Annotated in this window: 26 protein-coding genes; 14 read left to right on the top strand and 12 right to left on the bottom strand. The window is 57.7% G+C overall.

Annotated features, from left to right (window positions below; all coding sequences use genetic code 11):
• Nucleotides 1-40 precede the first annotated feature (40 nt).
• Both ABIA48_RS20060 and ABIA48_RS20055 read right to left on the bottom strand, forming a co-directional pair.
• A complete protein-coding gene (locus ABIA48_RS20060) occupies nucleotides 41-511 on the bottom strand; it encodes a nuclear transport factor 2 family protein (protein ID WP_429490826.1) in 471 nt (156 codons plus the stop codon).
• A 120-nt stretch (nucleotides 512-631) separates the two neighbouring features.
• The gene (locus tag ABIA48_RS20055; RefSeq protein WP_429490824.1) at nucleotides 632-1,258 is read right to left on the bottom strand and encodes a response regulator; all 627 of its coding nucleotides are present in this window, start codon (nucleotides 1,256-1,258) and stop codon (nucleotides 632-634) included.
• Nucleotides 1,259-1,731: 473 nt separating this feature from the next.
• Here ABIA48_RS20055 and ABIA48_RS20050 point away from each other — a divergent pair, with 473 nt between their 5' ends.
• From ABIA48_RS20050 to ABIA48_RS20030, 5 genes are all read left to right on the top strand, one after another.
• On the top strand, nucleotides 1,732-2,460 hold the full coding sequence (locus tag ABIA48_RS20050; protein WP_429490822.1) for a fimbria/pilus chaperone family protein: 729 nt from the start codon (nucleotides 1,732-1,734) through the stop codon (nucleotides 2,458-2,460).
• Nucleotides 2,461-2,599: 139 nt separating this feature from the next.
• A complete protein-coding gene (locus ABIA48_RS20045; RefSeq protein ID WP_429490820.1) occupies nucleotides 2,600-5,080 on the top strand; it encodes a fimbria/pilus outer membrane usher protein in 2,481 nt (826 codons plus the stop codon).
• A 10-nt stretch (nucleotides 5,081-5,090) separates the two neighbouring features.
• Nucleotides 5,091-6,233, top strand: a complete 1,143-nt coding sequence (locus tag ABIA48_RS20040) for a DUF1120 domain-containing protein (RefSeq protein ID WP_429490818.1) — start codon at nucleotides 5,091-5,093, stop codon at nucleotides 6,231-6,233.
• Nucleotides 6,234-6,318: 85 nt separating this feature from the next.
• Nucleotides 6,319-6,933: a DUF1120 domain-containing protein gene (locus ABIA48_RS20035; protein ID WP_429490816.1), complete on the top strand. Its 615-nt coding sequence runs from the start codon at nucleotides 6,319-6,321 to the stop codon at nucleotides 6,931-6,933.
• A gap of 82 nt (nucleotides 6,934-7,015) precedes the next feature.
• Complete coding sequence (locus ABIA48_RS20030; RefSeq protein ID WP_429490814.1) at nucleotides 7,016-7,666, top strand: DUF1120 domain-containing protein; 651 nt, start codon at nucleotides 7,016-7,018, stop codon at nucleotides 7,664-7,666.
• A gap of 16 nt (nucleotides 7,667-7,682) precedes the next feature.
• Here the strand turns inward: ABIA48_RS20030 and ABIA48_RS20025 are convergent, their stop codons facing one another.
• Together ABIA48_RS20025 and ABIA48_RS20020 are read right to left on the bottom strand one after the other, a co-directional pair.
• Complete coding sequence (locus ABIA48_RS20025) at nucleotides 7,683-8,987, bottom strand: CynX/NimT family MFS transporter (RefSeq protein WP_429490812.1); 1,305 nt, start codon at nucleotides 8,985-8,987, stop codon at nucleotides 7,683-7,685.
• Nucleotides 8,977-9,636 carry a FadR/GntR family transcriptional regulator gene (locus tag ABIA48_RS20020; protein ID WP_310054084.1) on the bottom strand — a complete coding sequence of 220 codons (660 nt, stop codon included), beginning with the start codon at nucleotides 9,634-9,636 and terminating at the stop codon, nucleotides 8,977-8,979. The genes ABIA48_RS20025 and ABIA48_RS20020 overlap by 11 nt, the downstream gene beginning before the upstream one ends.
• A 166-nt stretch (nucleotides 9,637-9,802) precedes the next feature.
• Here ABIA48_RS20020 and ABIA48_RS20015 point away from each other — a divergent pair, with 166 nt between their 5' ends.
• Both ABIA48_RS20015 and ABIA48_RS20010 read left to right on the top strand, forming a co-directional pair.
• Complete coding sequence (locus ABIA48_RS20015) at nucleotides 9,803-10,114, top strand: type II toxin-antitoxin system MqsR family toxin (protein ID WP_429490810.1); 312 nt, start codon at nucleotides 9,803-9,805, stop codon at nucleotides 10,112-10,114.
• On the top strand, nucleotides 10,111-10,593 hold the full coding sequence (locus ABIA48_RS20010) for a type II toxin-antitoxin system MqsA family antitoxin (RefSeq protein WP_429490808.1): 483 nt from the start codon (nucleotides 10,111-10,113) through the stop codon (nucleotides 10,591-10,593). Before ABIA48_RS20015 ends, ABIA48_RS20010 begins: the two co-directional genes overlap by 4 nt.
• A 64-nt stretch (nucleotides 10,594-10,657) precedes the next feature.
• Here the strand turns inward: ABIA48_RS20010 and ABIA48_RS20005 are convergent, their stop codons facing one another.
• The 4 genes from ABIA48_RS20005 to ABIA48_RS19990 all read right to left on the bottom strand — a co-directional run bounded on the left by ABIA48_RS20005 (nucleotide 10,658) and on the right by ABIA48_RS19990 (nucleotide 14,837).
• Nucleotides 10,658-11,422 carry an amino acid ABC transporter ATP-binding protein gene (locus ABIA48_RS20005; RefSeq protein WP_007989979.1) on the bottom strand — a complete coding sequence of 255 codons (765 nt, stop codon included), beginning with the start codon at nucleotides 11,420-11,422 and terminating at the stop codon, nucleotides 10,658-10,660.
• 28 nt (nucleotides 11,423-11,450) lie between these two features.
• A complete protein-coding gene (locus tag ABIA48_RS20000) occupies nucleotides 11,451-12,548 on the bottom strand; it encodes an amino acid ABC transporter permease (RefSeq protein ID WP_429490805.1) in 1,098 nt (365 codons plus the stop codon).
• Between the two features lie 10 nt (nucleotides 12,549-12,558).
• On the bottom strand, nucleotides 12,559-13,740 hold the full coding sequence (locus ABIA48_RS19995; RefSeq protein ID WP_429490803.1) for an amino acid ABC transporter permease: 1,182 nt from the start codon (nucleotides 13,738-13,740) through the stop codon (nucleotides 12,559-12,561).
• Nucleotides 13,741-13,805: 65 nt separating this feature from the next.
• Nucleotides 13,806-14,837: an amino acid ABC transporter substrate-binding protein gene (locus tag ABIA48_RS19990; RefSeq protein ID WP_310054074.1), complete on the bottom strand. Its 1,032-nt coding sequence runs from the start codon at nucleotides 14,835-14,837 to the stop codon at nucleotides 13,806-13,808.
• Between the two features lie 467 nt (nucleotides 14,838-15,304).
• Here ABIA48_RS19990 and ABIA48_RS19985 point away from each other — a divergent pair, with 467 nt between their 5' ends.
• The 5 genes from ABIA48_RS19985 (at nucleotide 15,305) to ABIA48_RS19965 (ending at nucleotide 20,624) form a co-directional block, all read left to right on the top strand.
• Nucleotides 15,305-15,961: an alpha/beta hydrolase gene (locus ABIA48_RS19985; protein WP_429490800.1), complete on the top strand. Its 657-nt coding sequence runs from the start codon at nucleotides 15,305-15,307 to the stop codon at nucleotides 15,959-15,961.
• A 98-nt stretch (nucleotides 15,962-16,059) separates the two neighbouring features.
• Nucleotides 16,060-17,550 carry an ATP-dependent RNA helicase RhlB gene (rhlB, locus tag ABIA48_RS19980; protein ID WP_429490798.1) on the top strand — a complete coding sequence of 497 codons (1,491 nt, stop codon included), beginning with the start codon at nucleotides 16,060-16,062 and terminating at the stop codon, nucleotides 17,548-17,550.
• A 123-nt stretch (nucleotides 17,551-17,673) separates the two neighbouring features.
• Nucleotides 17,674-18,618: an ornithine cyclodeaminase family protein gene (locus tag ABIA48_RS19975; protein ID WP_429490796.1), complete on the top strand. Its 945-nt coding sequence runs from the start codon at nucleotides 17,674-17,676 to the stop codon at nucleotides 18,616-18,618.
• A 146-nt stretch (nucleotides 18,619-18,764) separates the two neighbouring features.
• A complete protein-coding gene (locus ABIA48_RS19970; protein WP_429490794.1) occupies nucleotides 18,765-19,892 on the top strand; it encodes an NAD(P)/FAD-dependent oxidoreductase in 1,128 nt (375 codons plus the stop codon).
• 90 nt (nucleotides 19,893-19,982) lie between these two features.
• Complete coding sequence (locus ABIA48_RS19965) at nucleotides 19,983-20,624, top strand: helix-turn-helix transcriptional regulator (RefSeq protein WP_007989964.1); 642 nt, start codon at nucleotides 19,983-19,985, stop codon at nucleotides 20,622-20,624.
• Between the two features lie 116 nt (nucleotides 20,625-20,740).
• Here ABIA48_RS19965 and ABIA48_RS19960 read toward each other — a convergent pair whose 3' ends face one another.
• The 4 genes from ABIA48_RS19960 to moaC form a co-directional block, all read right to left on the bottom strand.
• On the bottom strand, nucleotides 20,741-21,517 hold the full coding sequence (locus ABIA48_RS19960) for an ABC transporter substrate-binding protein (protein WP_429490792.1): 777 nt from the start codon (nucleotides 21,515-21,517) through the stop codon (nucleotides 20,741-20,743).
• Nucleotides 21,518-21,804: 287 nt separating this feature from the next.
• Nucleotides 21,805-22,257: a molybdopterin synthase catalytic subunit MoaE gene (gene moaE / locus ABIA48_RS19955; RefSeq protein ID WP_429490790.1), complete on the bottom strand. Its 453-nt coding sequence runs from the start codon at nucleotides 22,255-22,257 to the stop codon at nucleotides 21,805-21,807.
• A 3-nt stretch (nucleotides 22,258-22,260) separates the two neighbouring features.
• Nucleotides 22,261-22,503 carry a molybdopterin converting factor subunit 1 gene (gene moaD, locus ABIA48_RS19950; protein ID WP_075945584.1) on the bottom strand — a complete coding sequence of 81 codons (243 nt, stop codon included), beginning with the start codon at nucleotides 22,501-22,503 and terminating at the stop codon, nucleotides 22,261-22,263.
• Nucleotides 22,500-22,973: a cyclic pyranopterin monophosphate synthase MoaC gene (gene moaC, locus ABIA48_RS19945; protein WP_007972660.1), complete on the bottom strand. Its 474-nt coding sequence runs from the start codon at nucleotides 22,971-22,973 to the stop codon at nucleotides 22,500-22,502. The genes moaD and moaC overlap by 4 nt, the downstream gene beginning before the upstream one ends.
• Before the next feature lie 739 nt (nucleotides 22,974-23,712).
• On the opposite strand from moaC, the gene ABIA48_RS19940 reads away from it, so the two are divergent.
• Nucleotides 23,713-24,156, top strand: a complete 444-nt coding sequence (locus ABIA48_RS19940; RefSeq protein ID WP_429490787.1) for an HIT family protein — start codon at nucleotides 23,713-23,715, stop codon at nucleotides 24,154-24,156.
• A 170-nt stretch (nucleotides 24,157-24,326) separates the two neighbouring features.
• On the top strand, nucleotides 24,327-25,550 hold the full coding sequence (locus ABIA48_RS19935; RefSeq protein WP_429490785.1) for an MFS transporter: 1,224 nt from the start codon (nucleotides 24,327-24,329) through the stop codon (nucleotides 25,548-25,550).
• Nucleotides 25,551-25,604 lie beyond the last annotated feature (54 nt).

The raw sequence follows: 25,604 nt of genomic DNA, 5'->3' as shown, positions 1-25,604 counted from the left end.
GGCACGATCAAGACTTGAAAGAAAACAAGCCGCGATCTTATCAGCGACCGGCCTGGAATGCCTTCAGCCCCTTCAATGCCTGAGCCCGAACGGCGTTGCGCACCAGTGGCGTCCAGCCCAGCAGCAGACCTTTGAAACCCAACGCCTGACGTGACCAGGTCCACACATCGAAACTGTCGTGATGTTCGCAAATCTTGCCATCGCGAAAAACGAAGCGCGCCTGGATGTCGTTGACCACGGTGTTGCCGGTCTGGCTGAACAGATACGTCGCAACCCAATGGGCACCACCGGTGTGCTCGTCGGCGCGAACATGGTCAAACGTCAGGGAAAAGTCCTTGGCCCGAGTGGTCAGCATGCGCCACATGTCACCGGCATCGCGACCGCGAAGCTCGCCGAACGCCGGGTCACTGAACACCACATCATCGGTGTAGCAGGCAGCCATGGCTTCGGCATCCAGGCGCTGGAAAGCCTGGTAGAAACGGGTGATCAAGGCGCTATGGGCTTCACTCATTTGCGGGTTCCCCTGGATTTGCATAATGGCTTCGAAAGATTGCCTGCACGATAGTCGGCAAATGCACCGAACACTATCGGCATTCATGACGAAAATAACGCAATGATTACTCCCGTCATTTCAGTACGACATTCCGTTGTCCCGAGCGTAGGAAAAAAGATCAACGTCCGTGGAAATGCCTAACCGGTGCATGGCCATGTTCTTTTGTTTACTGATGGTCGACACGCTGCGTTTGAAGTGACTGGCGATTTCACTCACGGTCATACCACTGGCGAGCATTCGGACCACTTCATGTTCCTTGGCTGACAGTGGCGATTCGTGCATCTGATTGCGGGTGTTGGCCAGCAGCGTGCGCAGGGACTCGCTGAGGTAGCGACGCCCTTCCTCCACCGCGTTGATTGCCAGGGGCAACTCGGTCGACGAGGCGGTTTTGGCGACGATGGCCATCACCCCTTGGGCCAACGCGGCCCTTGCCGTCGCCACACTGGTAAACATCGTCACCAGAATGATCGGCAAGGCCGGGTAATGGCGCTGGATCGTACTCAACATTTTCAAGCCATCGGCCTGCTGCCCTCCCGGCATGGAGAAGTCAGTGATCAGCAGTTCGCAGGGCGTGCTTGAAAGCAGACTCATCAGGCTGTCGGCACTGTCGGCCTCGCCGACGATCACACATCGTCTGCTGGCGTTGATGAGTATGCGCAGCCCTACACGAACGACGGAATGATCGTCAGCAATAACGACTCTCATTGTGGGACGTCTCCTGTTTGTGTCGCAAAGGCGCGGAAAATAGCGCCGTTGCTCCCCCTTCCACAACGCCCCGAAAAAACCTCTAACTTCGCACCCTCAATGTATTCAATGGGATCACTCTTTGCCTATTTAACAAATAGATGGTTCCTACAGTGCAGTGCGGCTTAAGACTACGCAGAAGGACTACAACCAAAGGGTTCCTCGTTAGCAAGCGTTCCGTAGTCCGCAACACTCTTTCATACACACCCCCTCCCTTTTCGTATTAGTTGCATTCCTCCCGCTCCGCTTGCTCGCTAAATTGTGGCCTGCCAAGCAGTCCGGCCGTACCTGCACAGAACTGCGCTCACTCTTTGCCTGACTATCGAATACATGAACAAGACACCAATTACCCTGCGCACTGCACGCCTGTTCACGGAGCCCCTGCGTTACCTGTATTCCGAGCCATGCCAACGGTCTTTTATCCGGGAATTTCAATGAGAGACATCAAGACGATATTTTTGAGGCATCTGCGCCGTTTGACCCATACGGGCATCGGTGCGTGCGCTCTGTTATTGACCACACAGACTCATGCCGACGGCATGGTGCCCGATACCTCCGTGGTCATCGTCAATGAAGCCAATGGGGAAACCTCTGTATCCGTGACCAATACCGACACCCGTCTGGCGCTGCTGCACGTCACCATCGAAGACATTCCCGAAGACACCGAGCCATTGGTGTTCGTGACACCACCGCTGGCACGCGTCGAGGCCTCCAGGACGCAGTTGGTACGCTTCATCCTGCAATCGGAAAAGCCCCTGCTCACCCAGCGATTGAAACGGGTGATTTTTGAAGGACTTCCCCAGGGAAAACCCGCCGCCGAGACCGGGAAAGCCCAAGTGGGTGTGACGGTTCGCCAGAACCTGCCGATCATCCTTCACCCCGCAGGCCTGGCGCCCAACCGTACACCGTGGACCGACCTGACATGGTCACTGCAGGACGGCCAACTGACCGTACACAACGAAACGCCTTACGTGGTACGCCTGGCTCAGGAAGTACAACTGCTGCCTTCCGGGAGCGGTGCGATGTTGCCAAAAACCTACGTACTGCCGGGTGAGCACATCAGCGTGGCAGTGACCGCCAAGGCTGCTGCCCAAGTGCGCATTCATCCCGCCACCGTTTATGGCTTTGCCGTGCCGCCCTATGACGCGCCGATCAAATCCTGAAACCGGCACAACCGAAAGCACCCGCCAAGGAAGAGTGGGCCTGATTGTTCGAAGCGACGGTCTGTAATCCGCCGCGGGATGTGAGCCTGAAGCGGTAGCGGACTGGCCCAGCCCACCGGCAAACCCCAAGTGAACCCCCATGAACACAGTATCGAAATACCGTGACGGCGAAGCCATGCCCGCGATTCGGGCTGCCGGCACTTCTCATCCGCTTCGGCTCCAGGCCGGCGCGGTGTTGCTGCTGAGCAATGCGCTGGTGTCAATCGATGCCCTGGCCAGCGATGCCAATGACGTTTCGTCATCGACGCCATTCGACCAAACGATGCTGAGTCAACGCGGTATCGACCCTGGCCTCGCAACCCTGCTGCTGGCCGCCCCGCGCTTCACCGCTGGCCGACATCCGATCACCCTCACAGTCAATGGCCTGCGCCATGGCCGGGTGGACGTCACGTTCAATGGGGAAGGTGACTTGTGCTTTGACCGTGCCCTGCTTGATGCGGCAAATCTGAGCATGCCACCAGCCCCGGTCACCGACAGTGGCTGTTTCGATGTGCTGACCACCTGGCCGCAAACACGAATCGAACAGGACCCGGCCAACCTCGGCCTGTCATTGATAGTGCCAACCAACGCAATACGTCCGACTGTTCGGGATATCTCCGGTTTTCAAACCGGAGGCATCGCGGGGTTGCTCAACTACGACGTCAACAGCCTTTACAGCCAATACGGCAGCCAGACAAATCGCTACACCTCAGCCAACACCGAGGTCGGCTTCAATGCCGGCGACTGGATTGTGCGCAGTCGCCAGGTGCAGACCTGGCAGAACGATGTGTCCCGTACCGCTCACCTGGCGGCTTACGCCCAGCGCACCTTTGCCAGTCATGAGACGGTGCTTCAAGCCGGTCAGATCAATCTCTACAACCCGGTGCTGGCCGGTGCGCAGATCACCGGCGTGCAGGTCATGACCGAGCAGGCCCTGCAGGTGGAAGGCCAAAGCATTCCCATCGAAGGGATTGCTCACAGCCAGGCTCAGGTCGAAATTCGGCAGAACGGTTCGCTTATCCACTCGACAGTGGTTCCGGCCGGCCCGTTTTCCCTGAGCAATGTGCGTCGGCTCGACAGTCGCTCTGACGTTGAAGTGACCGTCAAGGAAGCGGATGGCCGCGAGCAACAATTTACGGTTCCCGTCGCCATGCTCGGCGTTGGCCTGCCGGCTCCCGGCTTTTCGTTGGCCGCAGGCCAGGTGCGCAGTCTCGGCGATGCGCAAAGCGGCGAACCATGGGTGATCAGCGGTGGCTGGAGCGGTGCACTCAACCCGTATGCCCTGCTCAGCGCCGGCGCCACGGGAGCCACCGACTACCGTGCTGCAGGCGCAGGCCTTGGCTTGCTGCCATGGTCCGACACGCAGATCCAGACCACTCTGCAAACGACTGACACCCGTGCCCGCCAAACCGACAGAGGGCTGCAGGCCGATCTGAATGTATCGCAACGTTTGGGCGAACAGTGGTCGATTAATGCAGGCACTTCATATCGGACCTTCGGCTATCGCGAACTGTCGGAGGCGGTGTTCGACACTCAGTCGGAACGCAGCCAGTCGCGTTACCGCGATCAGCACAGCTTGTCAGTGGCCTGGTCGACTCCCGGGCTTGGCGCGTTCAGCAGTGGCTTCAATCGCTCAACGACATTCGACGGACAAAGCAGCAGCCGCGTCCTCGCGTCCTGGGGCACCAACATCAGAGGCGTGTCCGTCTCGGCCACAGCGCAAAGGCAAGTCAGCGGTACACAGCGCAACGATGACAGCGTTTATCTGAGCGTCAGTATTCCTCTGGGTGAAAACCGCCGGGTGCGCTCTTGGGTTCGCAGTTCCGCTGGCGAATACCGCAGCGGTGTCGGCTTGAACGAACAGGTCAATGACCAGTTGAGTTACCGGGTCGGTGTTGAGCACGACACACGAGACAAACAAGTGCAGTCCTCGGCGGGGGTTTCCCTGTTGCCGCGTTACAGCCAACTGGACTTGAGTTACACCCGCTCCGATGCCGAGCGCTCCAGTTACCAGGCTGGAGCACGTGGCGGCGTCGTGCTGCACGGCAATGGCTTGACGTTGTCGCCGTACCCCGTGCGGGACACCTTTGCGCTGCTCTCGGTAGGCGACGCAAGCGCCATCAAAGTCTCGACCCCCAGCGGTCCGGTCTGGACCGATTGGCAAGGCCAGGCCGTGGTGCCTCAAGTGACCGCCTATGGTCGCAGCCCGATTGAGGTCGACACCCGTTCGCTGCCGCGCAACCTCGATATCAACAATGGCCTGGCCGTGGTTTCCGCAGGGCGTGGTGCCGTCGACAAGGTCGAATTCGGGGTCACGCTGACCCGTCGCGCCTTGCTCAAAGTCACCACGGACAACGGTGCTCCCCTGCCCCGTGGCGCAACGGTAAGCAACGCAAACGGAGAGTTCATCACGCTCGCTCAAGAAGGTGGATTGGTGTTTCTGCCCAACGCCCTGACTGCTCGCGACCTGTGGATAACCGCACCAGGACTGGAGCGCTGCGAACTGCGTTTCGAACTGCCGGCCAAGGCCAATACCCAGGTGTATTACGAGACCGCCCCCGCCCAGTGTCGAGCACTTTAAGGATGACCCTATGAAGCTGTCCCACCCTTTGTCGCTGACACTCGGCACGCTGATGTTGAGCGGACTTGCGCCGCACGCCTCGGCCCTCGCCGATGAATGCAAGCTCACCCTCAGCCAGACAGTACTCGACTACGGCGTAATGAATCGGGCGATACGCGCCAATGGGCCCCAGGAGCGAACCTTGGGCGAGCGCCGATTGAGCCTGAACCTGAACTGCGCACAACCCACTGACATGACCCTGTTCTACCGTGCCATGGCCGCGACCGCCGAGCGTTTTCGCTTTACCGGGGACGGCAGCTATGCCGTGCGTATGAGTGACGCCGTACTCGATGGGCAACCGGTGGAACTGGGCTTGATTTCCGCCGCCGGCCAGGTACCTGAAGCAACCGCTTCGAGTCTGCTTTGGCGACCGCAGCAGGCCATCGTTCCGGTTCGGGGCGGTGTCACGGCGCAAGGGCAAAGTTTTTCGGCGCAACTGGAACTGACAGCCTGGGCGCAGGAAAAAGCGTTGCAGGTACGTGACGCCGTTACCTGGGAAACCACCGGCCTGTTCGACGGGGTCGCTACGGGCCGCTCAAGGGAGATAACCCTGCGCGCCAGTTTCGCGCCCACCGCGTGCAACGTGGAACTGTCCAATGGCGGCCTGGTGGATTTCGGCCGGCTATCGAAAAACGACCTGAACCCCGACAAGAGCACACGGCTGTCGCCCAAGGATTTAACCCTGCGGGTTGGCTGCGCCGCCCCGACACAATTTGCCTTGGTCATGCATGACAACCGCTCAGGCTCGGCGACGGTCAACAGCGAGATTTACTACGGGCTGGGTCTGGATCACCGCAGCAACAAGATCGGCCTGTATTCACTCAATGTCGATCCCGCCAACGCCAGCGCCGACAGCTTTACCCGCCTGTATCGAACCGACTCCACCACCCAAGGCGTGGCCTGGAGCACCTCCAGTCCGAACCCCATACCGTTCGCCCAGAAAAGCTACCTGGGTTTTACCGACAGTGCCGGCAGCACTTCAGGGCCGGCCTCGATCCAGAACCTCACAACCACAGTGACGGTGGATGCCGTGATCGCCCCCACCACGAGCCTGGACTTGAGTAGCGCCGTTCACCTCGACGGCTCGGGGACCATCGAAATTCTTTACCCGTAACACCCAACCTGCCTTGTTGAACCCGAGGAGCACTCACGCGCCCCGGACCATTCAAGGTCAATAACGAAAGAAAGGAAGTTTCAACATGAAAAAGTACTTCGCAGCACTCACTACAACGGCACTGATCGGCGCCGCACCTTACGCCATCGCCGCCTCGAACGTCGACCTGACGGTCACAGGCCTCATCACGCCTGTCGCTTGCACGCCGACCTTGTCCAGTGGAGGTGTCATCGATCTGGGCAAGATCTCGTCTCAGGACCTTTATCGAGACCGCAATACCAAGGTTGGGACAGATCCAATTCAACTAGTCGTATCCTGTAGTGATCCAGCCAAGTTCGCACTGAATCCAATTGACAATAGAGACGGCACATCAACTGGTGAATGGTTTGGCCTTGGTCTGACCGATAACAGCGAAAAATTGGGCTATTTTTTCCCCAAAGTCGTGCAAGTCAAAGACGGGGCAACTGCGCTGGACGCAATCAAATCAAACAACGGCGGATCAACCTGGGTGAGCGCAACCGATGCTCAACCGGGATATCTCTTGTCCGTTGCCACTACTGGCGGCACCACACCAGTTGATGCAGAAGTTGTCACCTTTGATTTTGAGGTCGACACGTACATCGCTCGCGCCGACTCACTGACCCTGACCGACGAAGTCACCATTGATGGCTCCGCGACGTTCGAAGTGAAATACCTCTAAGGGCCAAGGCGCTGGACCGTTCGCTGCCTGAATGAGCGAGCGGTTCAGCACCGATACCTTCTTCTCAAAAAGGAATTTACCGATGAAGCTTATCCCCACAGCCCTGACCGCAGCGCTTTTGACGAGCATGGCGACTTGCGCCCTTGCGGCGTCTACCGCAAACCTGACAGTCAACGGCATCATTACCCCGGCCGCCTGCACGCCAACTTTTTCCAGCAATGGCCTCGTCGACTACGGAAAAATATCCCGGCAAGACCTGAGCATCGACAATAGGACGCGACTTCGCAACGAATCACTCGACCTCAACATCAACTGCAACATGCCTGCACGATTCGCATTGATCATGCGCGACAACCGAGACGGCTCGGCCATTGTCAACAGCGAGATCTACTACGGCCTTGAGCTCGACCGCAGCGGCAACAGGATCGGTATGTACTCACTGCAATTCGATCCCGCCAGCACCGTAGTGGACGCTTGGCCGCAAGTGTATCGAACCGATTCCACCACAGGAGGGCGGGCATGGAGTACATCCAGGTCCAGCGCGATACCCGTTGGCGCCCAGAGCTATCTGGGTTTCACCAATGTTGCGGGCAGCACTGCCGGCCCCGCCGCGATTCAGAGTCTGAGCAGTCGGGTCACACTCGTTACGTACATTGCTCCTACCTCAACGCTGGACCTGACTGACGATGCAACACTCGATGGCTCGGCGACGCTGGAGGTTGTCTATTTGTAGACACCCCCCATTGCATTTAAATTTTCTCGCTGCTGACCTGCACATACCGCGCCCGTCCGGCACCGAGCCCGGCGATGATCGCGCCAAGGCCAATGACGCCGAAGATCCAGCCAACGGCGTTCCAGTCGCCGGTCCAGTCATGCACGATACCGACCGCGAACGGCCCCATCGACGCCAGGGTGTAACCGAAACCCTGAGCCATGCTCGACAGGTTCGCCGCCACGTGGGAGTCCCGCGAGCGCAGCACGATCAGGGTCAACGCCAGGCTGAACGTGGCGCCCTGCCCCAGGCCCAGCACAATTGCCCAGCCCCACAAGCCTTCGATCGGCGCATACAGGCAACCGAACAAGCCGCCGAGGGTCAGCACCATCACAATCACAATCGCCAGCCGCTGGTCCTTGTCGCGAGTTGCCAGCCACGGCGCCGCGAGCGAGCTGACCAGTTGCACGATCACCGAGCCGGACAGCACCAGCCCGGCCTGGGTCGGGGTCAGGCCGCGACCGATCAGAATCGACGGCAACCAGCCGAACACGATGTAGGCCAGGGACGATTGCAGGCCCATGTACAAGGTCACCTGCCAGGCCAGCGGGTCACGCAATAATCCCCGGACGCGGTAGGCGACATGATGCGCGCCGTGTTTCTCGCCGACTTGCGGCAGCCAGAACACTGCAGCCGCTAACGCCGGGATAACCCAAAAGCCAAGGCCCATTGCCCAGTTCTTGTCGAAATGCTCGCTGAGGGGCACGGTCGCCCCCGCCGCCATCGCCGCGCCCAGGCACAGGGCCATGGTATAGACGCCGGTCATGGTCCCGGCCTGATTCGGGAAATCACGCTTGACGATGCCCGGCAGCAACACGCCGATCACGCCGATGCTGGCGCCGGCCAACACACTGCCAGCGAACAAGCCGATCTCGCCGAAGGAACTGCGCAGGATGATCCCGCCAGCGAGGGTCAGCAGAATCCCCAGCACGACTCGCTCGGCGCCAAAGCGGCGCGCCAGCACCGGCGCCAATGGCGCGAACAGGCCAAGGCACAGCACCGGCAACGTCGTCAGCAAACCGGCCTGGGATGCAGACAAACCGAGGGACTTCGACACATCGCTGAGCATCGGCGCCATGCTCGACAATGCCGGTCGCAGGTTCAAGGCCACCAGAATCAGACCCAGCAGCAACAACCATGGCCGGCGCAAAACCGGGTGAACTTGCTGGACCTGCTCATCATCGGCCTCGGCGTCGATCAGCAATTCTTCCAGCTCTGCCACGCGTTTTGCGGCTGTGGATAAATCACTGCGATGCATGGACTTCTCGGTTTCAAGGTTCATTGATCAACTGCCTCGACAGGGCTTTGGCCCGCTCCGGGTCGCGTTGTTCGACCGCATCGAGCAACTCGATGTGCAGGTCGAACACTTCCTGGCGGCGTGGAACAATGTTCAGCGTCTGACGCAACTGCGCGCCGACGATGCTGGAGAAATAGCGATACAACTCGCTGAGGGTTGGGTTGTGCGCGGCGTCCACCAGACGGCGGTGGAACACCAGGTCGCAGGCGATGTAGGTGTCGAGATCGCCGTGGTAATGGCTGCCGCTGACTCCCAGCGCCTCGCGTAACGCCACCAGATCCTCATCGGTACGGCGCAATGCAGCCAGACCGATGGCCTCGACTTCAAGGATGTGCCGGGTTTCCCGCGCCTGCTCAAGAGAACAACGGGACAACGCCTTGAGCGTATCCAGCGGATCGATCACTGCCCGCAGGTAACTGCCGTCGCCCTGACGGATTTCGATCAGCCCGGAAAACGCCAACACACGCATGGCTTCGCGCACGGTGTTGCGACTGATGCCCAGCTCTGCGGACAGCTCGGGCTCGGTGGGCAAGCGCTGCCCGACGACCCAGACACCCTGGTTGATGCGCAGGCGCAATTGGTCCAGGGCCTGATCGACCAGGGATCGTTTAACCAGTGGAGAAATTTCTGACATTGAATTCGCCCTCTCATCCAATCATCGGATGAATTTTCTGACATGTTAGTCAGCTTCGTCTGAGAGGACAAGCGCCTAGGGTTAATGGGCGAGAAAGGAGCGGAATTTTCGATTGGTCAAAATTACCCTTTAAGGGTAATTTCAGGGATAGGGTTCACGGTTTCTTATGGAAAAGAACACACCCCATTACGACTTGGTGGTGATCAAGGAGGATGTCATGCGGCTAGGGACTAGAGCATTCACACGCACTGCCCAAGGGAATGGCTTCGCACTCGGCCTGGATCTCACAGGGATGCAAGAAGTCATTCTCAAACTACAACGCAACATGTTGTACAAATCGATGACGACCTATGACGATCACCGAGTCTGGCAAGACGTCTATCACATCAATTCACATGATCTGGAGATTTACATCAAGGTGTCATATCGCCCCGGCGGGCGCCCACCGGTGATCTCCTTCAAGGAGAAAAACTCATGAATACACAGCAGTGTTTCAGTTGCGGAGCTCCGGAAGGCATGTTGCATTTCGAGAGACGGGGCGAAACCTTGAGCGTCAAGGGAATGGAACGTCGAATCGATGATTTGTCTGGTTGGGAGTGCCAGAAGTGCGGAGAGGTCGAGTTCGACGCCGAGTGCTCACAGCGTTTCTCAGACGCAGGAGATGAACTGGTTAGAGCCGGCAGACAGATGATCGGCAACGAGATGAGGAGAATCCGCCGCAAACTGCACCTGTCGCAAAAAGACGCTGTGCAACTGCTCTCCGGTGGCGGCCACAACGCGTTTTCTCGCTATGAGAGCGGTGAAGTACTTCCACCAAAGGCATTGATACTACTGATGCGTCTGCTGGATCGTTACCCGCATTTGCTCACCGACGCAAAGATTCTGGGTGAAGATGCGGACTTGAGACAATTCAAAACGACAGTGCACAAAGAGCATGAAACGCTCACGGCTTCCTGAATAGCAGACGTAGTAAAACAAACCCGGCGCGAGGCCGGGTCTGTTTTTGCGAGTCAGTCTGAGATCAATGCAGGATCTGGCTCAGGAACAGCTTGGTGCGCTCGTTCTGCGGTTTGTCGAAGAAGTCGTTTGGTGCGGCCTGTTCAACGATTTCGCCCTTGTCCATGAAGATCACGCGGTTGGCCACGGTACGGGCAAAGCCCATTTCGTGGGTTACGCAGAGCATGGTCATGCCGTCTTCGGCCAGGCCGATCATGGTGTCCAGCACCTCTTTCACCATCTCCGGGTCGAGTGCCGAAGTCGGTTCGTCGAACAGCATGATTTTCGGCTTCATGCACAGTGCACGGGCAATCGCCACACGCTGTTGCTGGCCACCGGACAGTTGCCCCGGGTACTTATGCGCCTGCTCCGGAATGCGTACGCGTTCCAGGTAATGCATGGCAATTTCCTCGGCCTTGCGCTTGGGCATCTTGCGCACCCACATCGGCGCCAGGGTGCAGTTCTGCAAAATGGTCAGGTGCGGGAACAGGTTGAAGTGCTGGAACACCATGCCGACTTCACGACGGATCGCTTCGATCTGCTTGAGGTCGTTGGTCAGTTCCACGCCGTCGACCACGATGCGGCCCTGCTGGTGTTCTTCCAGACGGTTGAGGCAGCGGATGGTGGTGGACTTGCCGGAACCCGACGGGCCGCACAGGACGATTCGCTCGCCCTGCTTGACGTTGAGGTTGATGTCCTTGAGTACGTGAAACTGGCCGTACCACTTGTTCACGCCCTGCATCTGAATAATGCCTTCAGGGCTCACAGGCTGTTTGATTGCTTCGCTCATCACAAAACTTCCTAAATTAGGTAGCGACTTAGCGCTTGTGGCCAGTGTCGAGCTTGCGTTCCAGATGCATGGAATAGCGCGACATACCAAAACAGAAAATCCAGAACACCAGGGCGGCGAACACATAGCCTTCAGTCGCCATGCCCAGCCATTTCGGGTCGGCGGCGGCTTGCTTGACACTGTTGAGCAGGTCGAACAGGCCGATGATGATCACCAGGCTCGTGTCCTTGAACAGCGCGATGAAGGTGTTAACGATGCCGGGGATCACCAGCTTCAGGGCTTGCGGCAGAATCACCAGCCCCATGCTGCGCCAGTAGCCCAGCCCCATCGCTGACGCCGCTTCGTACTGACCTTTGGGAATCGCTTGCAGGCCACCGCGCACCACTTCGGCAACGTAGGCCGACTGGAACAGGATCACGCCGATCAGCGCCCGCAGCAGCTTGTCGAAGTTCATGCCTTCGGGCAGGAACAGCGGCAGCATCACCGAGGACATGAACAGCACCGTGATCAACGGCACGCCGCGCCAGAACTCGATGAAGGTCACACAGACCACCCGAATCGCCGGCAGGTTCGAACGACGGCCCAGGGCCAGGACAATCCCCAGCGGCAGCGCACCGGCAATACCGACGGTGGCGATGACCAGGGTCAGCATCAGGCCACCCCACTGGCTGGTCGCCACGTTGGTCAGGCCGAAAATGCCGCCATGCAACAGGAAGTAGGCGATGATCGGGTACAACACCAGGAAGCCCAGCCCGTGCACCGCTTTATGGTGGAAGCGCGAGATGAACAACGGCGCCACGCCGATGACCGCCAGCCATACCGTCAGGTCCACGCGCCAGCGCAGTTCCGGCGGGTAGTAGCCATACATGAACTGGCCGAAACGCTGCTGGATGAACACCCAGCAGGCGCCCTCCTTCGTGCAGTCGGCGCGGGTCGTGCCCACCCAGTTCGCATCGATGATCGCCCATTGCAGAATCGGCGGCACCACCAGGTAGATGAGGTAGAACGCAAACAGGGTCAGCAGGGTGTTGAGCCAGCTGGAGAACATGTTCGCGCGCATCCACGCCACCACACCGATGCTGCGGCCCGGTGGAGGCATGTCAGGTTTGAAAGTATGAGTACTCATGCGCTATTCCTTACCGCTCGATCAGCGCAATGCGCTTGTTGTACCAGTTCATCAGCATGGAAATGCTGATACTGATCGCCAGGTACACGCTCATAGTGATGGCAATCACCTCGATCGCCTGCCCGGTCTGGTTCAGCACCGTACCGGCAAACAGCGAGACCATTTCCGGATAGCCGATACCGGCCGCCAGCGAGGAGTTCTTCGCCAGGTTCAGGTATTGACTGGTCAGCGGTGGAATGATCACGCGCAGGGCTTGCGGGATGATCACCTTGCGCAGGGTCGGGCCGTTGCGCAGGCCAAGCGAATGCGCCGCTTCGGTCTGACCATGGCTGACCGACTTGATGCCCGAACGCACGATCTCGGCGATGAACGCCGCGGTGTAAACGGTCAGTGCCAGGGTCAGCGCCAGCAGTTCCGGGATCAGTACCCAGCCGCCGATGAAGTTGAAGCCTTGCAGCTTCGGCATTTCCCAATGCAGCGGTGCACCAAAGATCAGTGCGCACAAGGCCGGGATCACCAGGAACAGCGCCAGGCCGGCCCAGAACTTGTGGAACGGCACACCGGTTTCTTCGAAGCGCTTGGTGGCCCAGCGGCTCATCAGCACGATGGCGACGATGGCCACGACGATGCTGATCACAAACGGCCAGAAGCCGTCCGCCATCAACGCCGCCGGCATGTTCAGGCCACGGCTGCTGACGAAGAAGGTATCGCCGAAATTATGGCTGTTGCGCGGCCCCGGCATGGTCAGGAACACCGCGAAGTACCAGAACAGGATCTGCAGCAGCGGCGGGATGTTGCGGAAGACTTCCACGTACACCGTCGCCAGCTTGGCGATGATCCAGTTCTTCGACAGCCGCGCCACACCGACGATGAACCCCAGGATCGTCGCCAGGATCACGCCAATGAAGGTCACCAGCAAGGTATTGAGCAGGCCGATGACAAACACCCGGGCGTAAGTGTCCGCTTCGGTGTAGTCGATCAGGTGCTGGGCGATACCGAAACCGGCACTGCGCTCAAGAAAGTCGAAACCGGAGGTAATGCCCCGGTGCTGAAGGTTGGTTTGCGTGTTGTCGAACAGAAACCAGCCTAACGAGACCACCCCGATAATCGTGATGATCTGGAATACCCACGCACGCACTCGTGGATCGCTGAGGCTGAGCCTCTGCTTTGGTGCGCCGATTGAATTTTGCATGAAGTGCCCCGGAAATAATGGAACAGAACATCACCCGGTGGTTGGCCCACCGGGTGATAGAACCATCAGCGCACTGGTGGTGCGTATTGAATGCCGCCAGCGTTCCACAGAGCGTTCAGCCCGCGGTCGATTTCCAGCGGAGTGCTCTTGCCGAGGTTTTTGTCGAACACTTCGCCGTAGTTGCCGACTTGTTTGACGATCTGCACGACCCAGTCTTTCTTCACTTTCAGGTCTTTGCCGTATTCACCATCGGTGCCGAGCAGACGGGCAACGTCAGGGTTCTTGGTGCCCTTGGCTTCGGCTTCTACGTTCTTCGAAGTGATGCCGGCTTCCTCAGCGTTGAGCATGGCGTAGCCAGTCCAGCGCACGATGGCCAGCCACTCGTCGTCGCCATTACGCACGACCGGGCCCAGGGGCTCCTTGGAAATGGTTTCCGGCAGAACCACGTAGTCCTTCGGCGAAGCCAGCTTGCTGCGCTGGGCGAACAGCTGGGACTTGTCGGAGGTCAGTACGTCGCAACGACCGGATTCCAGCGACTTGGCGCTCTCGTCGGAGGTGTCGAACGTGATCGGGGTGTATTTCAGGCCGTTGCCGCGGAAGTAGTCGGAAACGTTCAGTTCGGTGGTGGTACCGGCCTGGATGCAGATGGTCGCGCCGTCCAGCTCTTTAGCGCTTTTCACGCCCAGCTTGTTGTTTACCAGGAAGCCGATGCCGTCGTAATAAGTGATGAAACCAGGAAATTTCAGGCCCATGCCCGCATCACGGGAGCTGGTCATGGTGGTGTTGCGCGACAGAATGTCGATTTCGCCGGATTGCAGCGCGGTGAAGCGCTCCTTGGCGTTCAACTGGCTGAACTTGACCTTGGTCGCGTCGCCGAAGACAGCAGCCGCTACTGCACGGCAGTAGTCAGCATCGATACCTACGATTTTGCCGGTGGAATCCGGAACCGAGAAGCCTGGCAGGCCATCGCTGACGCCACACTGCACGAAACCTTTCTTCATCACTGCATCCAGGGTTGCGCCCGCCTGGGCAAACCCGCTGACACCGAGTACCGCGGCTGCAGTCACGATAGCCAGGGTGGATTTCAACATCTTCATTCAAACCTCCAGTTTTGCTCTTGTTGTGTCGGAGCGTGAGTCCTGTCGCACCCTTTTGAGGCGTAGTTGACCCGTGTTGGCTTGTTTTGGGGTCAACCGACGTAAGACGTTAGCTTTGAGTCTAGTAGGAGAAAATCCACGTCATGGAAAACTCACTCTCACCAGTCGGCCGAACGGGCGGTAGCCCTTTCACGTTCGCGAAGCCCCGTAGCGGCCATTGGCGAACATCCATCACCGGATTCATTGCTATCCCACAGTCGGCAGTACACTGATAGTGTTACCGCCGGGCGCGAGATGGGTTGCACCGTTTCCCCATAGCAAAGCTCGTACCACACCGCCTACTAAAGCGGTTCAGCAGCAGGTCAATAGCAAAACTTGTACCCTTGCGACATCTTCTTAACGGATCAACCAGACGCGCACTTGGATCTCGCACTTAATGAGCGCGCGCGCACAACATTGGAGCAGCCATGACCAACCCCTTGATTCTTGAACCCGTCAAGACCGCAGACGCCTGCGTCATCTGGCTGCATGGCCTGGGCGCCGACCGCTATGACTTCTTGCCGGTGGCCGAAGCGCTACAGGAAAGCCTGCTGAGCACCCGCTTCGTTTTGCCCCAGGCACCGAGCCGCGCCGTGACCATCAATGGCGGTTACGAGATGCCGAGCTGGTACGACATATTGGCCATGAGCCCCGCGCGCGCGATCAACCGCGAGCAATTGGAAGAGTCTGCCAACTGGATCATCGAACTAATCGAATCACAGAAGGCCAGCGGAATAGACGCCTCGCGGATTTTCCTGGCCGGTTTTTCCCAAGGTGGTGCCGTGGTGTTCCACACCGCATTTCTGAAATGGCAGGGACCACTGGGTGGCGTAGTTGCCCTTTCTACTTATGCACCAACCTTCAGCAATGAACTGGAACTGTCCGCCAGCCAGCAGCGCATTCCGGTACTGTCGATGCACGGCCAATACGACGACGTGGTGCAAAACTCGATGGGACGCAGCGCCTACGAGCATTTGAAACAGCGTGGTGTCACCGTGACATGGCAGGAATACCCAATGGGCCATGAAGTGTTACCCGAGGAAATTCGCGACATCGGCACCTGGCTCGCCGAGCGCTTGCGTTAAGCATTCCTGTTTAAAAGCGCCCTTTGATCCATCCCACTACGCCGCGCCCGATTCTTGCATTACACTGGCCGGCGTACATTCCTTAACCAATTGATGAGATGACCGTGCTCAAAGCACTCAAGAAAATGTTCGGTAAAAGCGAGACTGAGCAACTCGCGCCAGTTCCCAGCGCTGCGTCTCACGCTCCCAGCCACCGCACCGACGGTAATCAGCCTGAACGGGCCGCCCCCGCTGCTGCACCCAAGCATGAGCCGAAGACCGCAAAAGCTGCCCAGCCTGCGGAAGTAACAGCCCCGGAACAGCCACACAGCGAAACGCCGAAACCCGCCAAACCGCGCCGCGAACCCAAGCCCAAGGCGCCGGTCATCCCATGGAAACTCGAAGACTTCGTCGTCGAACCCCAGGAAGGCAAAACCCGCTTCCACGATTTCAAACTCGCCCCTGAACTGATGCACGCCATCCAGGACCTGGGCTTCCCGTATTGCACGCCGATCCAGGCCCAGGTGCTGGGCTTCACCCTCGCGGGCAAAGACGCCATCGGCCGCGCCCAGACCGGTACCGGCAAGACCGCCGCATTCCTGATCTCGATCATCACCCAATTGCTGCAAACCCCGCCGCCGAAAGAGCGCTACATGGGTGAGCCACGGGCGCTGATCATCGCGCCGACCCGCGAACTGGTGGTGCAGATCGCCAAGGACGCCGCCGACCTGACCAAGTACACCGGCCTCAACGTCATGACGTTCGTCGGCGGCATGGACTTCGACAAGCAACTCAAGCACCTCGAAGCCCGCCACTGCGACATCCTCGTAGCCACACCGGGCCGCCTGCTGGACTTCAACCAGCGCGGCGACGTGCATTTGGACATGGTCGAAGTGATGGTGCTGGACGAAGCCGACCGCATGCTCGACATGGGCTTCATCCCGCAAGTGCGCCAGATCATTCGCCAGACGCCGCCGAAGGCCGAGCGTCAGACGCTGCTGTTCTCCGCGACCTTCACCGAAGACGTGATGAACCTGGCCAAGCAATGGACCACCGACCCGTCGATCGTCGAGATCGAGTCGCAGAACGTGGCCAACGAAAACGTCGAACAGCACATCTACGCGGTGGCCGGTGCCGACAAATACAAACTGCTCTACAACCTGGTCAACGACAATGGTTGGGAGCGGGTCATCGTCTTCGCCAACCGCAAGGATGAAGTGCGACGCATCGAAGAACGCCTGGTGCGTGATGGCATCAACGCCGCGCAATTGTCCGGCGACGTGCCGCAGCACAAGCGCATCAAGACACTGGAAGGTTTCCGCGAAGGCAAGATCCGCGTATTGGTCGCTACCGACGTGGCCGGTCGCGGCATCCACATCGACGGCATCAGCCACGTGATCAACTTCACCCTGCCGGAAGTGCCGGACGACTACGTGCACCGCATCGGGCGTACCGGTCGTGCTGGCGCCGACGGTGTGTCCATCAGCTTTGCCGGTGAAGACGACTCCTACCAGCTACCGTCCATCGAAGAAAAACTGGGGCGCAAGATCAGCTGTGAAACACCACCGACGCATCTGTTGCGGGCGGTGGAGCGCAAGCGTCCGCACTAAACGACGCTGAAAAGACAAGCGCAGCCGGAAACGGACTGCGCTTTTTTTTCGTCCGGATATTGTTAGATACAACTAAAAGTCCATAATGGACAAATTAGTTTACCTTCAGTCCCGGAGCCGACCATGTCCAATACGCCCCAAGTGATCAACCAACACCAGGCTCGCGAGTTGCTGGCGCAGGTCGACGTGCCGCAGATCCTGCGCAAAATGTTCCGTGACCTGGCGGCCGGGCAAGCCGTGCAACCGGCACAACAACTGGTGGAATTTCCCCAGGGCGCCGGCGACTTCATCAACTACCTGGGTGTGTTGGCCGAAGACGGCGTGTACGGCATCAAGACTTCGCCGTACATCGTCCGTGAGCAGGGACCTTTGGTGACCGCGTGGACTGTGCTGATGTCGATGCAGAGCGGCCAGCCACTGTTGCTGTGCGACGCGGGTGAACTGACCACCGCACGCACCGCCGCGACCACCGCCGTGGCGGTCGATGCCCTCGCGCCGCTTGCCGCCAATCGCCTGGCGATCATCGGCAGCGGTAAAGTTGCCCAGGCGCACCTGCATTACGTGAAAGGCCTGCGCGACTGGCAGAGCATCAACCTGTACGCGCCGAGCCTGAGCGAAGATGCCGAGACCGTGAGCCTGCTGAAAAACATCGAGCCACGCCTGAACATCGTCGAGAGTCGCGAAGCTGCCGTGCAGGACGCCGACGTGATCATGCTCTGCACCTCATCCGCCGGTCCGGTGATCGATCCGTCGAGCTTGCGCAAACCGGCGCTGATCACCTCCATCAGCACCAACGCACCGCGTGCTCACGAAGTGCCGCCGCAGTGCCTCAACGACATGCAGGTGTTCTGCGACTATCGCCTGACCACCCCGGGCTCGGCCGGTGAAATGCTGATCGCCGCCGAGCAGCACGGTTGGGACAGGAGCGCGATTGTCGGCGACCTGCCGGACCTGCTCAGCGATAAAGTCCAGCGCCCGGATTACGATCGCCACGTGTTTTTCCGCTCCATCGGCCTGGGCCTGGAAGACATTGCGCTAGCCAATGCCATCTACCACCTCAAGTACTAATACCGCGAAACCTGTGGGAGCGGGCTTGCTCGCGAATAGGGTCTGACATTCACCTGAGATGTTGACTGTCACACTGCTTTCGCGAGCAAGCCCGCTCCCACAGGGGATCACTACAATTTCAGCATCGCGCCTCACAGGAGACGTTCATGAGCCAGGCAGATTTCATCATCATCGGCGGCGGGATTGCCGGCGCTTCCACCGGTTTCTGGCTGTCGCAGCATGGCCGCGTGATCGTGCTCGAACGCGAATCCCATCCGGCCTATCACTCCACCGGTCGTTCGGCCGCGCTGTACACCGCAGCCTATGGCACCCCGCAAGTGCGGGCGTTGACCCTGGCCAGCCGGGACTTTTTCGACAACCCCCCCAGCGGCTTCTGCGAACACCCGCTACTGACCCCGCGCGGCGAAATGACTGTGGACTTCACCGGTGACCCGGACGAACTGAACAGGCAATACCAGAGCGCCAAAACCACGGTGCCGGAGATGCAATTGCTCAGCACCGACGAGGCCTGCAAGCGGGTGCCGATCCTGCGCCGGGAAAAAGTCCACGGCGCGATCTACGATCCGACCGCCAGCGACATCGACACCGATGCCCTGCACCAAGGCTATTTGCGCGGTATCCGCCGCAATCAGGGCGAAGTGCATACCGACAGCGAAGTGGTCAGCCTGAGCTGCGATGACCAAGGTACATGGCACGTCCAGACCAGCAGCCAGACGTTCAGCGCACCGATCATCATCAACGCCGCCGGCGCCTGGGCCGACAAGATCGGCGAACTGGCCGGCGCGAAGCCACTGGGCCTGCAACCAAAACGCCGTGCCGCGTTCATCTTCGCCGGCCCCGAAGGCGTGGACATCCACCATTGGCCGATGCTGGTCAGCCTCGACGAATCCTTCTATATGAAACCCGACGCCGGGATGTTCCTCGGCTCGCCGGCCAACGCCGACCCGGTGGAACCTCACGACGTGCAGCCCGAAGAACTGGACATTGCCATGGGCATCTACCAGATCGAAGAAGCCACTACCCTGAGCATTCGCCGCCCGACCCGGACCTGGGCCGGCCTGCGCAGCTTCGTCAGCGACGGCGACTTGCTGTCCGGCTTCGATCCTCAGGTGCCGGGGCTGTTCTGGGTCGCGGCACAAGGCGGTTATGGCATCCAGACCTCGCCCGCCATGGGCCAGGCCAGCGCGGCACTGGTACGTGGTGCAGCGTTGCCCGAGTCGCTCGGCCGCTTCGGCCTGAGTGCCGAAATGCTCTCCCCCGCCCGCCTCGGCTGATCCTGATCCTCAGGTGACGTGCCCCCACGATTACGGCACACTTTCAGCGCCCCTTTGATGGGGCGTTGACGCTGCCTGGAGTTCCACTGTATGAACGCCCCCGAAAAAGACTCCGCCCCGGACACCACGTCGCTGGATAACTACCGGGCGATCGCCGATGCCATCGCCACGCTGTTCTTTCCCCACGCCGAAGTGGTGCTGCACGACCTGCGCACGCAAAAGGTCGACTACATCGCCAACAACCTGTCCAAGCGGGAAATCGGCGACGACTCGGCGCTGGAAGACATGCTCAGCGACGATGTCAGCGAACGAAACATCGGACCGTACGAAAAGCTCAACTGGGATGGTCAGAAGATTCGCAGCCTCAGCACGGTGCTACGCGACAGCGAAGGTCATCCGCTGGCGGTGCTGTGCATCAACCTGAATATTTCGCTGTTCGAGAATGCCAAGGCCGCTCTGGATCTGTTCCTTTCGCCGACCAAGCTGATCCCGCAACCGGACTCACTGTTTCGCGATGACTGGCAGGAACGGATCAACACCTTCCTCCACGCCTGGCTGCGCGAACGTCAGTTGAGCCTGAATCTACTGACCCGCGACCACAAGCGTGAGCTGGTGCTGGCGTTGCACGCCGAAGGCGCATTCAAGGGCAAAAGTGCGTCGAACTATGTAGCCAATGTACTGAACATGGGGCGGGCGACGGTGTACAAGCATTTGAAGGAATTGAAGGGCTAGGCCCTGAGGCTTGTGCTGTCTGATCTGGCCTCTTCGCGAGCAAGCCCGCTCCCACACTGGATCTTCGACTTATGGAGATCAAATGTGGGAGCGGGCTTGCTCGCGAAAGCGGACTATCAGTCGCCGTAGATATCCGACTTGAAGTACTTCTCGGAAATCTTCTGGTACTCACCACTGGCACGAATGCCATCAATGGCCGTGTTCAACTCGCTGACCAGTTCAGTGTTGCCCTTGCGCACGGCAATCCCGGCACCCTCGCCCACATACTTCGGATCTTTCAGCTCCGGCCCGACAAAGGCGTAACCCTGGCCACGCGGCATCGACAGGAAGTCATTGAGTGGAATGGTGTCGGCAAAAATCGCATCAAGGCGACCGGCTGCCAGATCCATGTAGATTTCTTCGTTGTTGCTGTAGCGCTTGACGTTGATGCCCCTGGGCTCGAACACCTCGGTGGCGTAACGGTCGGTGGTGGTGGCCCGCTGCACGCCAACGGTCTTGCCCTTGAGGCTGGCGTACTGGTCATCCACCACCGCGCCATCCTTCATCACCAGGCGCGACGAAGTGAAATAGTACTTGTGGGTGAAGTCCACCGACTTCTTGCGGTCTTCATTGATGGTCATGGACGACAGCGCCATGTCGATTTTCTTCACTTTCAGGGAAGGAATCAGACCGTCGAACTCGCCTTCGACCCACACACACTTGGCCTTCATCTGCGCGCACAGCGCGTTACCGATGTCGTAGTCGAAACCGACGATCTCGCCTTTATCGGTTTTAGAAGCGAACGGTGGATACGCGGCTTCAATGCCAATGCGCAGGGTTTTCTCGGCGGCGAACACAGAACTGCACGCCAACAGGCTCAAGGCCAGACCGGTGATGAGGGGGAACTTCTTCATGTTCGTTTTCTCGCGGTTGTTGTTGGTTTGGCAAGACAGAAGAAAAAGCTGAAACGGGTGGAAACCTTTTTTGTACTTATAATTCCATCTTGGACTTTTATGTATTGATCGTCAATCAGGCAAATGCTGCCCGTGCCGGCCGATGGTCGGGTGGTGGTTCTGCAAGGTATTGGGTGAGTCAGATGGCCCCTTCGCGAGCAAGCCCGCTCCCACAGATTTTGTGTACGACACAGAACTCTGTGGGAGCGGGCTTGCTCGCGAAGGCTGGCTTGAGAACGCCGCAGGAGTTACTGCTTCCAGCGATCCGCCGCCGCATGATCACTGTCACGCCCCTCGACCCAACGCGGCCCGTCGCTGGTGTTTTCCTTCTTCCAGAACGGTGCGCGGGTTTTCAGGTAATCCATGACAAAGGCACAGGCGTCGAATGCCGCCTGACGATGGGCACTTGCCGCGCCGACGAAGACAATCGGCTCGCCCGGTTCCAGAGCGCCAATACGGTGCAACACTTTCAGCTTGAGCAACGGCCAGCGCTGTTCAGCCTCGATGGCGATCTTGCCGAGGGCCTTTTCGGTCATGCCCGGATAATGTTCAAGGAACATCCCGGCGACATCCAGGCCGTCATTGAAATCGCGCACGTAACCGACAAAACTCACCACTGCACCCACGCCGACATTGGCGTCGTGCATGGCGTTGACTTCAGCACCCGGATCGAACGCTGTGGACTGCACGCGAATGGCCATGGCTCAGCCTCCGGTCACAGTCGGAAAGAACGCCACTTCATCGCCCTCGCTGACCGGCTCGTCGAGCTGGCACAAGTCTTCGTTGCGGGCGCACATCAGGTTTTGCTCGCTCAACACCTCGGCACCGTCACGCTGGGCCAACAGCGCGCGGACGTCGTCGACGGTGGCGAAGTTGCCTTCAACCTTCACCGAGTCCAGCCCCAGCGCTTCACGATAACGGGCGAAAAACTTCACGGTCACGTTCATGGCTGCTCCGCCTGGAAATGTCCGCTCTTGCCGCCAACCTTCTCCAGCAGACGCACGCTTTCGATGGTCATGCCGCGGTCCACGGCCTTGCACATGTCGTAGATTGTCAGCGCGGCGACACTGGCGGCGGTCAGGGCCTCCATCTCGACGCCGGTCTGTCCGGACAGCTTGCAGCGCGCCACGATGCGCACTGAATCGTCGCCTTCGGCACTGAGCTCGACCTTGACACCGGTCAGCATCAGCGGATGGCACAGGGGAATCAGATCGCTGGTTTTCTTTGCGGCCTGGATGCCGGCAATGCGCGCCACGGCAAACACATCCCCCTTGGGGTGGCCGCCGCTGACGATCATCTGCAGGGTTTCGGGCAGCATGCGCACCAGCGCTTGGGCCGTCGCCTCACGGAACGTCACGGCTTTTTCGGTGACGTCGACCATGTTGGCGCGACCTTGGGAATCGAGATGAGTCAGCACGGATTTACTCCTGATCAGGAGCATCGATTGTAAACCTGTGGGTCAGATTTCCGCACGCACGATTGTCGGCCCACCACAAACCAATGTGGGAGCGGGCTTGCTCGCGAAAGTGGCAGGTCAGTCGATGCATGGGTGACTGATCCTCCGCTTTCGCGAGCAAGCCCGCTCCCACAGGTTTTTCATACTTCCACAAAAAACCGGGCGACTGTTGGGCCGCCCGGTTTCGGTGGACAGTTACAGATGCGATTCCTTATTAAATTTTAAAAACACCAATAAAAGTTATGCCAACCAACAGAAAGAAATGTAACAAAACCCTACTGGAAATTCGCTTTTTTGACATCACCGAACAATTTTAATTTGCGCACCAGTTGATAATTTACTGATTACTTTAAAGTAAATTTCGACGTAAGATTTTTCCGTAAGTCCGCTCCCATTACCTGCTGTGAAGTTTCCTACAACCGAATGATTGACCGTATTGCTCATTCAAGAAAAACTGACCAACAAAGCCAACAACTCTACAAACTTCAGTACAGAGGTATCACATAAGGTCTTTGACACGCGAATTCAGTAAATCCAACATCCCGGTCTGCGCCATTGATCCAGGTGCAGTTTCCGGCAGTCACCAGCCAGGATTTCCTGAAAAAATCATGAACACGCTCACTTTCCTACTGACCTCCGGCAGGAGCTCAACGGGACAGACCCTACACGTTAACCATGGTTAGTACATGGGAGGCCAGTCATGTCAGCGCGGACAATTTATTCTGGAAAACACATCGTAATCTCTCATTGCCGGGACTGTGACATCCCTGGCTACATGATTATTTCTCTTAAGCGGCGCACTTCAAAGCTCGCAGATCTAAGCTCGGCGGAAAGTGCAGAGCTGATGAGAGGTTTAGCATTTACGGAGCGAGCCTTAAATACTCTATTTTCTCCTGAGAGAATATACATAATGCGTATTTCCGAGCTCAATCTTGAACTGCATTTTCATGTTTTTCCCAGGTATGCCTCCGTGACCAAGTTATATTTGGCGGAACACAATGAATGTATTATTGATGGCCCCCTCTTTTTCAGCTGGACACGAAAAAAGTTTAGCAGCTCACAGCCTGAGCCGACCCAAGAGGTATTGAAGGCTCAATCAATTCTTACAGAAACCCTCAAGGGCTATTTTTCGCAACCTCTGTAAACACCCCAGGCTTTACAGAATCACACTCATCGGTATTGGGTCTGCATCATTACGCCTGATTGCTGCCCTGAGGCGCGGCTCTTACGTCGCGCAGAGCTTTTTTGTTTGAAAAACAAAATATCTATGTTCGTAGTAGATCAATCAATGTATCGCATCAAGTGGACAGAACAGTGAAGCCCCCACATGTAAAGGGATATGGCTACTTATGTGGCATACGATTTAGTAGCTCAGTAACACTTTGGGTAGACTTCGTTCTGATTTTTACGGCGCTTACATTTGGATTCGATGCATCTCCACAAATACTGGGGTATGCAGCAGCATTATATGGACTTCCATCACTACTATTAGGGCCATTCTTCGGCACACTGGCTGATCACACGAGCCCTTTAAAATTCTTAACCATCAGTTTTTTAATCCGTTTTATCGTTGCCTGTCTATTGTTTGGAGCAACCTCTGAAGCTTTCTTCCTGGTGTTTGTCTGCCTCAAAGGAATATCAAATCTAGGCTCCGGAGCAGCAGAAATAATTTTAACCAGAAAGCTTTTGACAAACAAAGATCTCGTCAACAACATTTCACTGATAACAATAATGGATCAGTGCATTAAAGTCTGCTCACCTCTCGCAGCAGGTATCATTGCGACCATGGCAGACAAAGCATACGGCTTTTTAATCTCCGCTTCTTTTTCACTACTCGGTATATTCTGTGTAGCCTTGCTTTCTTTAAATTGTCGCGAGAAAAAAATACACAACCCCGAAAAACGATCATTTGGAAGTTTTGAAGCATTGAAGGTGCTGTTACGGAGCGGCCCTTCCACTCAATTATTTTTCATCTGTGCATTAATTCAATCTGCCGTATTAGGGTGCTACGACTCGTTACTAAGCATATTCTTGAAAAACATTGGATTTGAAGCGTATGTATTTGGAGTAATCGTTAGTTCTACGGCACTAGGAGGAATTTTAGCCGGCCTGATCTTCAAATTAGTTTACCCCAGTAAAATTTCTCTATGCTCAACTTCCTCTCTACTAATATTTGGTTTAATGGTAGCAACTGCGGGACTACTTCCAATGATAGAACATGTATCGATACTTGCTACTTTGATATTTATCTTCTTCATCGCAGGCTTCGACTATGGGCTTACATCTTTAGGATTTGGCGTAACCTTGCAGAAATACTGCCCTTTATCTAATCTAGGGACAGTGTCAGCGTCCGCACGCAGCTTAACATTATTGTTTATGATCGCAGGGCCGATTTTTGGTGCATGGCTATCGACACTTATTTCAATCGGCGGTGTTTTTATTCTTTCTGGAGGTATCGCCGTATTCTTCGGGGCACTTCTATATTTTAGGTATCGCGATGATTTCTCTTCAGAGGCAACTCGCATATTAAATGAATGACGAGGTTGTCTTGGATAATAGAGTTGCTGTGTTGACACCATCGTGAGCAAGCCC

This window comes from Pseudomonas sp. S30_BP2TU TE3576, assembly GCF_050436025.1.
Taxonomy (GTDB): domain Bacteria; phylum Pseudomonadota; class Gammaproteobacteria; order Pseudomonadales; family Pseudomonadaceae; genus Aquipseudomonas.
The sequence above is the reverse complement of the archived record's forward strand: the minus strand, read 5'-3'. Positions and strand labels throughout refer to the sequence as shown.

Excerpts from the sequence above, each read along its gene's own strand:
- ABIA48_RS20060 (WP_429490826.1), bottom strand. The coding sequence starts at position 511 with ATGAGTGAAGCCCATAGCGCCTTGATCACCCGTTTCTACCAGGCTTTC.
- ABIA48_RS20055 (WP_429490824.1), bottom strand. The coding sequence starts at position 1,258 with ATGAGAGTCGTTATTGCTGACGATCATTCCGTCGTTCGTGTAGGGCTG.
- ABIA48_RS20050 (WP_429490822.1), top strand. The coding sequence starts at position 1,732 with ATGAGAGACATCAAGACGATATTTTTGAGGCATCTGCGCCGTTTGACC.
- ABIA48_RS20045 (WP_429490820.1), top strand. The coding sequence starts at position 2,600 with ATGAACACAGTATCGAAATACCGTGACGGCGAAGCCATGCCCGCGATT.
- ABIA48_RS20040 (WP_429490818.1), top strand. The coding sequence starts at position 5,091 with ATGAAGCTGTCCCACCCTTTGTCGCTGACACTCGGCACGCTGATGTTG.
- ABIA48_RS20035 (WP_429490816.1), top strand. The coding sequence starts at position 6,319 with ATGAAAAAGTACTTCGCAGCACTCACTACAACGGCACTGATCGGCGCC.
- ABIA48_RS20030 (WP_429490814.1), top strand. The coding sequence starts at position 7,016 with ATGAAGCTTATCCCCACAGCCCTGACCGCAGCGCTTTTGACGAGCATG.
- ABIA48_RS20025 (WP_429490812.1), bottom strand. The coding sequence starts at position 8,987 with ATGAACCTTGAAACCGAGAAGTCCATGCATCGCAGTGATTTATCCACA.
- ABIA48_RS20020 (WP_310054084.1), bottom strand. The coding sequence starts at position 9,636 with ATGTCAGAAATTTCTCCACTGGTTAAACGATCCCTGGTCGATCAGGCC.
- ABIA48_RS20015 (WP_429490810.1), top strand. The coding sequence starts at position 9,803 with ATGGAAAAGAACACACCCCATTACGACTTGGTGGTGATCAAGGAGGAT.
- ABIA48_RS20010 (WP_429490808.1), top strand. The coding sequence starts at position 10,111 with ATGAATACACAGCAGTGTTTCAGTTGCGGAGCTCCGGAAGGCATGTTG.
- ABIA48_RS20005 (WP_007989979.1), bottom strand. The coding sequence starts at position 11,422 with ATGAGCGAAGCAATCAAACAGCCTGTGAGCCCTGAAGGCATTATTCAG.
- ABIA48_RS20000 (WP_429490805.1), bottom strand. The coding sequence starts at position 12,548 with ATGAGTACTCATACTTTCAAACCTGACATGCCTCCACCGGGCCGCAGC.
- ABIA48_RS19995 (WP_429490803.1), bottom strand. The coding sequence starts at position 13,740 with ATGCAAAATTCAATCGGCGCACCAAAGCAGAGGCTCAGCCTCAGCGAT.
- ABIA48_RS19990 (WP_310054074.1), bottom strand. The coding sequence starts at position 14,837 with ATGAAGATGTTGAAATCCACCCTGGCTATCGTGACTGCAGCCGCGGTA.
- ABIA48_RS19985 (WP_429490800.1), top strand. The coding sequence starts at position 15,305 with ATGACCAACCCCTTGATTCTTGAACCCGTCAAGACCGCAGACGCCTGC.
- rhlB (WP_429490798.1), top strand. The coding sequence starts at position 16,060 with ATGACCGTGCTCAAAGCACTCAAGAAAATGTTCGGTAAAAGCGAGACT.
- ABIA48_RS19975 (WP_429490796.1), top strand. The coding sequence starts at position 17,674 with ATGTCCAATACGCCCCAAGTGATCAACCAACACCAGGCTCGCGAGTTG.
- ABIA48_RS19970 (WP_429490794.1), top strand. The coding sequence starts at position 18,765 with ATGAGCCAGGCAGATTTCATCATCATCGGCGGCGGGATTGCCGGCGCT.
- ABIA48_RS19965 (WP_007989964.1), top strand. The coding sequence starts at position 19,983 with ATGAACGCCCCCGAAAAAGACTCCGCCCCGGACACCACGTCGCTGGAT.
- ABIA48_RS19960 (WP_429490792.1), bottom strand. The coding sequence starts at position 21,517 with ATGAAGAAGTTCCCCCTCATCACCGGTCTGGCCTTGAGCCTGTTGGCG.
- moaE (WP_429490790.1), bottom strand. The coding sequence starts at position 22,257 with ATGGCCATTCGCGTGCAGTCCACAGCGTTCGATCCGGGTGCTGAAGTC.
- moaD (WP_075945584.1), bottom strand. The coding sequence starts at position 22,503 with ATGAACGTGACCGTGAAGTTTTTCGCCCGTTATCGTGAAGCGCTGGGG.
- ABIA48_RS19940 (WP_429490787.1), top strand. The coding sequence starts at position 23,713 with ATGTCAGCGCGGACAATTTATTCTGGAAAACACATCGTAATCTCTCAT.